9 protein-coding genes are annotated in these 10,003 nt (G+C 71.7%); 2 read left to right on the top strand and 7 right to left on the bottom strand.

The genetic code is table 11. The features are described 5' to 3' along the window. Positions 1-24 precede the first annotated feature (24 nt). The 7 genes from OERS_RS14405 to OERS_RS14375 all read right to left on the bottom strand — a co-directional run bounded on the left by OERS_RS14405 (position 25) and on the right by OERS_RS14375 (position 8,390). Complete coding sequence (locus tag OERS_RS14405) at positions 25-750, bottom strand: N-acetylmannosamine-6-phosphate 2-epimerase (RefSeq protein ID WP_068626463.1); 726 nt, start codon at positions 748-750, stop codon at positions 25-27. Next, a complete protein-coding gene (locus OERS_RS14400) occupies positions 747-1,835 on the bottom strand; it encodes an ROK family protein (RefSeq protein ID WP_068626461.1) in 1,089 nt (362 codons plus the stop codon). The genes OERS_RS14405 and OERS_RS14400 overlap by 4 nt, the downstream gene beginning before the upstream one ends. Next, positions 1,832-2,761, bottom strand: a complete 930-nt coding sequence (locus tag OERS_RS14395) for a dihydrodipicolinate synthase family protein (RefSeq protein WP_068626460.1) — start codon at positions 2,759-2,761, stop codon at positions 1,832-1,834. Before OERS_RS14395 ends, OERS_RS14400 begins: the two co-directional genes overlap by 4 nt. A 73-nt stretch (positions 2,762-2,834) precedes the next feature. After that, positions 2,835-3,629 carry an ATP-binding cassette domain-containing protein gene (locus OERS_RS14390; protein WP_068626458.1) on the bottom strand — a complete coding sequence of 265 codons (795 nt, stop codon included), beginning with the start codon at positions 3,627-3,629 and terminating at the stop codon, positions 2,835-2,837. Further along, positions 3,626-5,734 (bottom strand): dipeptide/oligopeptide/nickel ABC transporter permease/ATP-binding protein, encoded by a 2,109-nt coding sequence (locus OERS_RS14385; RefSeq protein WP_068626455.1) that lies wholly within the window; start codon positions 5,732-5,734, stop codon positions 3,626-3,628. Before OERS_RS14385 ends, OERS_RS14390 begins: the two co-directional genes overlap by 4 nt. A gap of 1 nt (position 5,735) precedes the next feature. Further along, complete coding sequence (locus OERS_RS14380; protein WP_139107857.1) at positions 5,736-6,689, bottom strand: ABC transporter permease; 954 nt, start codon at positions 6,687-6,689, stop codon at positions 5,736-5,738. Positions 6,690-6,764: 75 nt separating this feature from the next. Further along, complete coding sequence (locus tag OERS_RS14375; protein ID WP_068626453.1) at positions 6,765-8,390, bottom strand: ABC transporter substrate-binding protein; 1,626 nt, start codon at positions 8,388-8,390, stop codon at positions 6,765-6,767. Positions 8,391-8,484: 94 nt separating this feature from the next. Here OERS_RS14375 and OERS_RS14370 point away from each other — a divergent pair, with 94 nt between their 5' ends. Together OERS_RS14370 and OERS_RS14365 are read left to right on the top strand one after the other, a co-directional pair. After that, positions 8,485-9,294, top strand: coding sequence for a FadR/GntR family transcriptional regulator (locus tag OERS_RS14370; RefSeq protein WP_082608883.1), 810 nt, complete (start codon positions 8,485-8,487; stop codon positions 9,292-9,294). Then, positions 9,291-9,923 carry an SGNH/GDSL hydrolase family protein gene (locus OERS_RS14365; RefSeq protein ID WP_068626449.1) on the top strand — a complete coding sequence of 211 codons (633 nt, stop codon included), beginning with the start codon at positions 9,291-9,293 and terminating at the stop codon, positions 9,921-9,923. The genes OERS_RS14370 and OERS_RS14365 overlap by 4 nt, the downstream gene beginning before the upstream one ends. The last annotated feature ends 80 nt before the right edge of the window (positions 9,924-10,003 follow it).

Here is a 10,003-nt window from a genome sequence, read left to right as displayed (position 1 = left end):
GTTCGGGCGGGAGGAGCGGGGGCGTCAGCGCGTCAGCGCGTCGACGAACCATCCCGTGATGCTCGTGGGGTGCGTGATCGCGGTCCCCACGACGACCGCCCACGCGCCCGCGTCGAGAGCGGACCGGGCCTGGGCGGGCAAGTGGACGCGGCCCTCGGCGATCACGGGCAGGTCGAGGCGGTCGACGAGCTCGGCGAGCAGCTCGAGGTCGGGCCCGTCGGTGCGGGGACGTTCGCCCGTGTACCCCGACAACGTGGTGCCGACCACGTCGACCCCGGCGTCGAGGGCCGCGAGCGCGTCGTCGAGGCTCCCGCAGTCGGCCATGACGAGGGCGGACGTGTGCTCGCGCAGCCCGGCGACCGTGCCCGCGAGGCTCAGGCGGTCGGGACGCGGGCGGCGGGTCCCGTCGATCGCGACGATCGTCGCGCCGGCCTCGGCGACCGCGACCGCGTGGCGCAGGGTCGGGGTGATGAAGACGCCGTCGGACCCGTCCTTCCACAGCCCCGTGACGGGCACCGTGATCCTGCGCTCCGCGAACGCACGCGTGACGTGCTCGATGTCGGCGATGCCCTGGACGCGGATGCCCGCCGCACCACCCTCGACAGCGGCGAGCGCGACCTGGGTCATGGTGCGCGGGTCGCGCATGGCCTCGCCCGGGTAGGCCTGGCACGAGACGACCAGCCCGCCGCGCAGGGCGATCAAGGGGTCCTGGGCGGGGGTGCCGGGCGGTGTCGACGAGCGGTCGGTCACGAGTTCCTCCGGGGGGCCGAGGGGGCGGACGGGACAGCGGTGACGAGGTCGAGGCCGACCTCGGGGTCGTGCGGGAGGGCGGTGGCGCCGCCAGGGGTCCGGTCGTGCGCGGCGAGCGCGAGCCGGGCGGCACCGAGGACCGCGGCGTCCCCGCCGAGCACGGCCGGGACCACGGGCAGACCTACGAGCGGAGGCATGAGCTCGGAGGCGAGCGCGGCGCTCATGGTGTCCCACCAGAGCGCCCCGGCCCCGGCGAGCCCGCCGCTGACCACGACGACCTCCGGGTCGAGCATGTTCGCGACGCCGCCGACCGTGCGACCGAGCGCGGTCGCCGCGACGACGACCGCGTGCCGCGCGATCGTGTCGACGTCGGCGACCTCGCACACGGCCCGTGCCGTCGTGTGCGCAGGGTCGCCGCCGAGCCGCAGGTAGAGCGCGTGCAGCGCGGGACCTGACCCGACGGCCTCGAGGTGGCCCGTGCGTGAGCACGTGCACGCGAGCCCGGCGGCCTCGGCGGCGGGAAGGTGCCCCAGGTGGCCCGCGACGTGCCGGGCGCCGTGCTGGGGCGAGCCGTCGAGCAGGAGCGTCGCACCGACCCCCGTGCCCGCGGCGACCACGAGCGCGGTGCGCGTCCCCGCGCACGCGCCGAGCCAGTGCTCGCCCAGCGCGTGGGCGTGCACGTCGTTCTCGGCGAGCACGGGCAGGCGTGCCGCGAGGCTGCCGGAGGCCGCGAGCCGCGCCGCGACCCCGCCCGCGAGGTCGGTCCCGGCCCAGCCCGTGAGGGCGTCGGTCGCCGAGACCACTGTCCCGCGGCCCGAGTCGATCACCCCGGCCGAGCCGATGCCCACCCCGACCAGGAGGTCGGGCGAGCCGGATGACCCGGGCGCGTCGGCGCCGTCGGGCAGGACGAGCTCGACCAGGCGCGCGACCGCGTCGAGGATCGCGGCCGCCCCCTCCCGGGCAGGGGTGGGGACCCCGGCCCGGGCGAGGACCGTGCCGTCGTCGCGCACGAGCCCGGCGGCGATCTTGGTGCCGCCCAGGTCGATCCCGACGGCGGTGCGGTGGCTGATCGGGGAGCTCGTCACAGCAGCCCGGCCTCCGCGAGGATCACCTTGATCTGGTCGACGACCTCGCCCTCCAGGGCGGGGGCCGGCGTCGTCATGACGTTGGACTCGATCAGGCCGAGGAGCTGGAGCGAGGTCTTGAACGCGCCGAGGCCGCTCGCGCCGCCGCTGTAGCCGCGAGGCTGGAAGACGATCTCGAAGAGGGCCGCGAGCCGGTCCTGCTCGTCGCGCGCCGCGGTCCAGTCGCCGGCCTGCGCCGCGTCCCACAGGCGCACGTAGCCCGCCGGGTCGACGTTGCCGAGGCCGGGGACCACGCCGTCGGCGCCGAGCAGCAGCATGCCGTCGACCACGACCTCGTGACCCGTGAACAGGCGCAGCGGGCTGCCGGCGGCACGGTTCGCCGCGACCAGGCGGCGGAAGCCGACGTCGTCGCCGCTCGAGTCCTTGACGCCCGCGATGACGCCCTCGGTGCCCAGTCGCACCAGCATGTCCAGGTCGAGCTTCGAGTGCACGCACACCGGGACGTCGTACGCGAACAACGGCAGGTCGCTCGCCGCGGCCACGCCGCGGAAGTGACGCTCGATCTCCTCGTCGTTCGTGCGGATGTACAGCGGGGCGGTCGCGACGACCGCGTCGACGCCCGCGTCGACCGCGCGCCGGACCTGGCCCGCGACGCGGTGCGTCGTCAGGTCGATCACGCCCGCCATGACGGGGACGCGGCCGGCCGTGATCTCGACGGCGGCCTCCATGACCTGGGTGCGACGGGCGTCGTCGAGATAGGCGACCTCACCGGACGAGCCGAGCACGAACAGGCCGTGCACGCCCGCGTCGAGCTGGCTGGTGATGACGCGCTCGAACGATGCGCGGTCGAGCTCGCCGTCCGCCGTGAGAGGCGTGACGACGGGAGGGATGACGCCGGAGAAGGTGGGCGTGGTCGGGGTGGGCACAGCGGACTCCAAGGATGGTGCGGTGGTGCCGGGCGGGACGACCGCCCGGCACCGGGTGGATGAGGGGGGACCGTCAGAGCAGCGTCGGCGCGGCGCCGAGCAGGGTCCGGGTGTAGTCGTTCGTCGGGTGGTCGAAGACCTCCTCGGCCATGCCCTCCTCGACGACCTTCCCGAAGTACATGACCGCGATGCGGTCCGAGACGTACCGGACGGTCTGGATGTCGTGCGAGATGAACACGAGCCCGAGGTTCAGGCGCGCCTTGAGGTCGGTCAGCAGGTTGAGCACCTGGGCCCGCACCGAGACGTCGAGCGCCGACGTGGGCTCGTCCGCGACGATCACGTCCGGGTCGAGCGCCAGGGCGCGGGCGATCGCCACGCGCTGGCGCTGGCCGCCCGAGACCTGGCTCGGCAGCACGTCGAGGGCCGACTGGGGAAGACCCACGAGATCGAGCAGCTCGGACACGCGCTTCTCGCGGTCGCGCGGCGAGCCGATCCCGTGCACGTCGAGCGGGTCGCGCAGGATGTCGCGCACCAGCATGCGGCCGTTGAGGGCCGTCGACGGGTCCTGGAACACGATCGAGATCGCGCGCCCGAACTCCTTGCGGGTGCGGGCGTTGCGCTTGAGCACGCTGCGGCCGTTGAACACCACGTCGCCGCTCGTGGGGGCCTGGAGGCCCACCATGACCTTCGCGAGCGTCGACTTTCCGCAGCCCGACTCACCCACGATCCCGATGGTCTCGCCGCGCCGCACGGCCATGTCCACCCCGGCGACCGCGTGGACGCGGTCCGGGCGGAAGAGCTTGCCGGTGCGGGCCTTGTGCACCACGTGCACGTCCTTCAGCTCGAGCACGGGCGTGTCGTCGCTCATCGGGCACCTTCCTGGACGAGGAGACCGCTCTCGGTCGACTCCGTGTGGCTCGCATAGCGGTGGTCGGTCCCCGGCAGCGTGCGCAGCGGGGGCCTGGGCACGAACGCGTCCTGCGGTCGGGAGGACCGAGGCGCGAACCGGTCGCCCGTCGCGAAGTCGCGCGGGGACGGGACCGTGCCGGGGATCTGGTGCAGGCGCTCGGCGCCCGACTCGATCGACAGGACCGCCCCGAGCAGACCCCGCGTGTACTCGTGCTGGGGGTTCATGAGCAGGCTCGGCACGGGGGCCGACTCGACGACCTGGCCCGCGTACATGACCGTCACGCGGTGCGCGAGCGAGGCGACGAGCGCCAGGTCGTGGCTCACGAAGACCATGGCGAACCCGAGCTCGTCGCGCAGCTCGTTGAGCAGGTCCACGACCTGCTTCTGGACCGTGACGTCGAGGGCCGTGGTCGGCTCGTCGGCCACGACCAGGCGTGGGTCGCGGGTCAGTGCCATCGCGATGAGCACGCGCTGGCGCTGGCCGCCCGAGAGCTCGTGCGGGTAGCTCTTGAGCGTGCGCTGGGCATCGAGGCCCACGAGCTCGAGGAGCTCGACCGCGGTGCGCGTCCCGCCACGCTTGACGAGCTGCGCCATCTGGGTGCGGATCAGCATCGACGGGTTCAGCGAGCTGAGCGCGTCCTGGTAGACCATGGCCATCTCGTGGCCGCGCAGAGCGTTCCGGCGGGCCGGGGTCGCCGTGAGCAGGTCCACGCCGTCGAGCAGGATCTCGCCCGTGACCTGCGCGGACGCGGGCAGCAGGCCCATGACCGCGAGGCTCGTGAGCGACTTGCCGCAGCCCGACTCGCCCACGAGCGCCATGGTCTCCCCGGGGCGCACCGCGAAGCTGATGTCGTCCACGACCGCCACGTCGCCGTGCCGTTCGGGGAACCGGATCGAGAGGTTCTTGACCTCGAGCAGGGGAGCGGCGTCGCCCGTGTAGACCAGGCGGTCGGAGCGCTCGCGCTCTGCCACCCGCAGGCGTTCGAGCTGGACCGCGAGGGCCTCGCGCTGGGCGGCGGCCGCCGCGACCGCGAGCTGCGGGTCGGGGATGACCGAGGTGTCCGCGACCAGCTCGTCGAGCACGCGAGGCTCGCGCAGGTCGGCCGCACCCGAGTACTCGAGGGGAGCGTCGGCGTCGGGCTCCGTGAGCGGGTCCGTGGCGTGCGCGGCGTCCTCGGACGCAGCGGCCGCGGCACGAGCCTCGGCCGGCTTGCGGGCCGCGGGGCGGACCATCGCGTCCGTCAGGCCCTCGGACAGGACGTTGAGCGAGAGGACCGTCAGGAGGATCGCCATGCCCGGGAAGAACGTCGCCCACCAGCCGCCGTTGAGCAGCAGGTTGCGACCGTAGGCGATGACGTTGCCCCACGAGGGCTCGGGGTCCTGCACGCCCGCGCCGATGAACGACAGGCTCGCCTCGAACACGATCGCGTCGGCGACCAGCACGGTCGCGAACACCATGATCGGGGCGATGCAGTTACGGGCCACGTGCTTCATCAGGATCAACGACGTCCGCGCGCCGATGACCTTCTCGGCCGACACGTAGTCCTCGCCGAACTGGCTCAGGACGTTGGCGCGGACGATGCGGGCGATCTGCGGGGTGTAGAGGAACGCGATCGTGAAGATGAGGACCGGCAGGGACTTGCCCCACACGGCCACGAAGACCACGGCCAGGGCGATGCCCGGGAAGGCCATGATGATGTCGAGGATGCGCATGAGCGTCTCGCTCACGGCCTTGTGGGCCGTCGCGGCGACCGAACCGAGGATCGCACCGGCGACCAGGGCCACGGCAGTGGCCCCCAGGCCGATCACGAGCGAGTAGCGAGCACCGTAGACGATGCGCGAGAAGATGTCGCGACCCGTGCGGTCCGTGCCGAACCAGTGCTCGCCCGAGGGCGGCTGGGCCGGGGTGCCCGACTGCAGCGGGTCGTAGGCCGCGACGAGCGGGGCGAAGATCGCCAGGAGCGCGACCAGGAGCACGAACGCCAGGGCGATCTTGGAGCCCAGGGGGAGAGCGGCGAGGCGCAGACCCGGGCGGGACAGTCGTTCTGTCAGCTTCCGACGCATGTCACACCGTCCGGATTCGAGGGTTGACGACGAGATAGAGGAGGTCGACCAGGATGTTGACGACCACGAAGGTCAGGGCGACGGTCAGCGTCACTCCCTGCACCAGGGCCGTGTCGCTCGCGGTCACGCCGTTGAGGATGAGCTTGCCCATCCCGGGCAGGTCGAAGATGACCTCGATGATCACCGCGCCACCCATGAGGTAGCCGACGCGCAGGCCCAGCACCGTGATGGGCGTGATGAGCGCGTTGCGCAGGACGTTGCGTCCCACGACGACGCCGCGGGGCAGGCCCGAGCCGATCGCGGTGCGCACGTAGTCGCGGTCGAGCTCCTCGACCATGGCGGTGCGGACCACGCGGGTCAGCGACGCCGCGACGGGGATCGCGAGGGAGAGCGCGGGCAGGAACATCGAGGCGAGGAACATCCCGAAGTCGTCGGCGGGGTTCGTGTAGCCGCCCGAGGGGAACCAGTCGAGGCGCAGCGAGAACTGCTGGATGAGGAGGATCGCGAGCCAGAAGGACGGCGTCGCGACGCCCGCGATCGACAGGACGCGGATGACCTGGTCGGGCCACCGGTCGCGGTAGAGCGCGGCGCTCACGCCGAGCACCAGGGCCAGCACGACGGCGATCGCCAGCCCCATGAAGGTCAGCTGGAGGGTGAGCGGGAACGCGTTCGAGATGAGCTCGCTCACGGGCTGGGAGGGCGGCACGGTCATGCCCATGTCGCCGCGCACGAGGCCGGCCAGGAAGTTGCCGTACTGCACGAGCATCGGGTCGTTCAGACCGTTCGCCGCGCGGTAGGCCTCCTTGGCCGCGTCCGTGGCGGACTCGCCGAGGGCGTTGGTCGCCTGGTCGCTGGGCGCGAACTGCATGACGACGAAGACGAGCAGGGTGATGCCCAGGATCATGACGGGCAGGGCGAGCAGACGTCGTCCGGTCAGTCGTAGGAGCGCGGTCACGCGGTACTCCTCGGGGTCGGGGTGGGTGGCGGCGGCGCAGGGAGGGGCGCCGCCGCCACCCGGAACACGGGGACGTCAGGCGGTGCGGGAGACGTCCAGGAAGGACAGGCCCGTGACGGGGATGGGCTTGAACCCGGTGAGCGCGGAGTCCTCCCAGGCCGTGGGGAGCTTGCGGTGCAGCAGCGGGTAGAGCGGGACCTCGTCCGAGAGGATGTCGTAGATCTCGCCCCAGGTCTTCTTCTGCTCGGTCGCGTCCTGCTCGGCAGCGCCCGCGTCGAGCAGGCGCGTGACCTCGGCGAACTCGGGCGTGCTGGCCCAGCGGTAGCGCTTGACCGGCCACACCGAGCCCGAGTACCACCAGCGCAGGAGGAGGTCGGGGTCGTTGCCGAAGACCGACGGGTCGCCCGGGGCGACCATGACCTCGAGCTGGCCGTCGTCGACCTTCTTGTACTGGCCGCCGGACTGGCCGATGTCGAGCGTCGTGGAGATCCCGACCGCGTCGAGGTCCTCCTTGATGAGCGGGGCGACGTCCTTGACCCAGCTCGTGTCGGTCGTCAGGAGGGTGATCGACAGGTCGCTCACGCCCGCGTCGGTCAGGAGCTTCTTGGCCTTGGCCGGGTCGTACGTGTAGACCGTGCCGGCCTCGACGTAGGACGGGTGCTCCTTGTGCAGGAAGCTCGTGGCCGCGGTCGCGTTGCCCAGCAGGCCCGTGCTGATGATCTTGTCCATGTCGAGCGCGTGGAAGAACGCCTGGCGCACGCGCTTGTCCGTGAACGGCGCCTTGGTGCAGTCGAACATCATGAAGAGCAGGCCGAACGACTGGACCGACTCGACCGTGACGGCGTTGGAGAGGCGCTCGACGTCGAGGTAGGGCACGTCCTCGATCGACTGGACGCGACCCGACTCGACCGCGGTCACGCGGGCGGCCGCGTCGGAGAGCAGGTTCCAGGTCATGGCCTTGGCGAGCGCCGGGCGCGAACCGTTGTACGCGTCGAAGCGCTCGAACGTGATCTTGTCGTCGACCGTGGCGCTCGTGAGCTTGTACGGGCCGGTGCCGACGGGCAGCGAGTCGTACGCCTTGGGGTCGGCCTCGACGATGGCCTTCGGGACGATCTTGACGACCGAGACGCGGTCGACGAACAGCCCGAACGGGTAGTTGAGCGTGAACGTGACCGTCTTGTCGTCCTTTGCCGTGACCGAGGCGAGGAACGGCAGGAACTGGGAGTAGAGCGAGGCGTTCGCCGGGTCGAGGACGCGGTTGAAGCTGAAGACGACGTCGTCGGTCGTGACGGGGGAGCCGTCGTGGAAGGTGGCCCCGTCGCGGAGCGTGACCTCCCAGGTGGTCTCGTCGATCTTCTTGGGCAGCTCCTTGCCGAGCGCGGCGTAGGGCGTGCGGGCTGCGGGGTCGAGCTCGACGAGCCCCTCGAGGACGTGCCAGTTGGCGGCCATGGTCACGGCGCCCGACGTCGTCATGGGGTCGAAGCCCGTGGACAGGGCGTACGAGATGCCGGCCTCGATCGTGCCGTCGAGGTTGGGCTTGGCCCCGCTGCCGGCGGGGGTGGTCTGCGGGTCGGCCGAGGTGGACGCAGGTCCGCCGCAGGCGGCGACCGCGCTCGCCAGGACTGCTCCGGCGCCGATCACTCCGGCGAGCTTGAGGAAGCTGCGGCGAGAGGTGTCGGTCGCGTTCGTGCTATTCGCCATCGAGGTAGCCATGAACTCTCCAGATATAGGACGTCTGATGTCTGACGCTGGTAGGGTTGAACGGTAGAGGCAATTCCTGAGGAGGTCAAGGCGCATGACAGCTACCGATCCCGTGGATCATGGGGGATTCGCTCGACAGGGGGTTCGTCCCCCGACGACGACGGAGCAGATCAAGGAGTACATCCTGCGGGCCCACCTGCGGCCCGGAGACCTGCTGCCCACCGAGGCCGAGCTGTGCTCGCTGCTCGGCGTCAGCCGGTCGAACGTCCGGGAGGCGATCAGGACGCTCGCGGCGCTCGACATCGTCGAGGTGCGGCACGGGTACGGCACGTACGTGGGGCAGCTCTCGCTCAAGCCGCTGGTCGAGGGGCTCGTCTTCCGCGGGGTCCTGATCCCGGGCGACGACTTCTCGGCGCTGCGCGAGGTCGTCGAGGTCCGCCAGGCGCTCGACATCTCGATGGCCGAGCAGATCGTCACGGAGATGGCCGGGAGCAGGAACCCCGAGCTCGAGCGGCTCGTCGCGGAGATGGAGCGCAAGGCGCGCGCGGGCGAGGACTTCTTCGAGGAGGACCGCGCGTTCCACTCGCACCTGCTCGCCCACCTCGACAACTTCCTGGTGGCCCAGCTGGGCACCGCCTTCTGGGACGTGCACCAGGTCGTGTCGCCCAAGCTCGGCCTGCCGGCCCCCGACCAGATCGACCTCACGGCCAAGGCGCACGGGGCCATGCTCCGCGCGGCCGAGGCCGGGGACGCCGAGGCCTACCGCGACGCCGTCGTCGCGCACTACGCGCCCCTCCGGGACGCGCTCACGCAGATGGCCTCGACGGTCGAGGAGGGACGTGTCGCCGCGGCCACGGCCGCCGGTGCCCAGGAGTCCCAGGGTGTGCGGGGCGGTGTCGCGTGAGCGGCCCGTCGCTCGGCCCGGGCTCGCGGGTCGTGCTGATCGGTGACTCGATCACCGACGCGGGTCGCCTCGCCGAGGGGGAGTTCGGCCTGGGGCACGGCTATGCGGCCCGTGTCGCGGGCGTGTGCGGGCGTCGCGGCGTCACTGTCCTGAACCGGGGGGTGGGTGGCCACCGGGTGGTCGACCTCCAGGCGCGCTGGGACCAGGACGTCCTCGCGCTGGAGCCCGACCTCGTCTCGATCAAGATCGGCATCAACGACACGTGGCGCCGCTACGACGCGGGCGACGAGACGAGTGCCGAGGACTTCGAGGCCGGGTATCGCGACCTGCTCGACCGCACGCTCGCCGGTGCTCCGCAGGCGGCGCTCGTCCTCGTCGAGCCGTTCCTGGTGCCCGTGCGCCCGGAGCAGTGGGGCTGGCGCGAGGACCTCGACCCGAAGATCCAGGTCGTGCGCCGACTCGCCGGGTCCTACGGCCTGCCGCTCGTGGCGACCGACGGGCCCTTCGCCCAGGCCGTCACGACGAGCGGGCTGGGTCCGCAGGCGTGGGCGTACGACGGAGTCCACCCCACGCCCGCGGGCCACGACCTCCTCGCCGAGGCCTGGTTGAAAGTTGTACATCTGCGCTAGTACTTCCGTATCTCTTGCCTCCGACGTCGAGGTGACTGATTCTTAGTGCGTGGTTCAAGGCTAAAACACGCACAACCAGT

The organism is Oerskovia enterophila (genome assembly GCF_001692445.1).
GTDB lineage: Bacteria > Actinomycetota > Actinomycetes > Actinomycetales > Cellulomonadaceae > Oerskovia > Oerskovia enterophila.
Note: the sequence above shows the minus strand (reverse complement) of the source record. Positions and strands in the feature narration are given on the sequence as shown.

Coding starts and splice junctions, on each gene's coding strand:
- OERS_RS14390 (WP_068626458.1), bottom strand. CDS start 3,629: ATGAGCGACGACACGCCCGTGCTCGAGCTGAAGGACGTGCACGTGGTG.
- OERS_RS14385 (WP_068626455.1), bottom strand. CDS start 5,734: ATGCGTCGGAAGCTGACAGAACGACTGTCCCGCCCGGGTCTGCGCCTC.
- OERS_RS14375 (WP_068626453.1), bottom strand. CDS start 8,390: ATGGCGAATAGCACGAACGCGACCGACACCTCTCGCCGCAGCTTCCTC.
- OERS_RS14370 (WP_082608883.1), top strand. CDS start 8,485: ATGACAGCTACCGATCCCGTGGATCATGGGGGATTCGCTCGACAGGGG.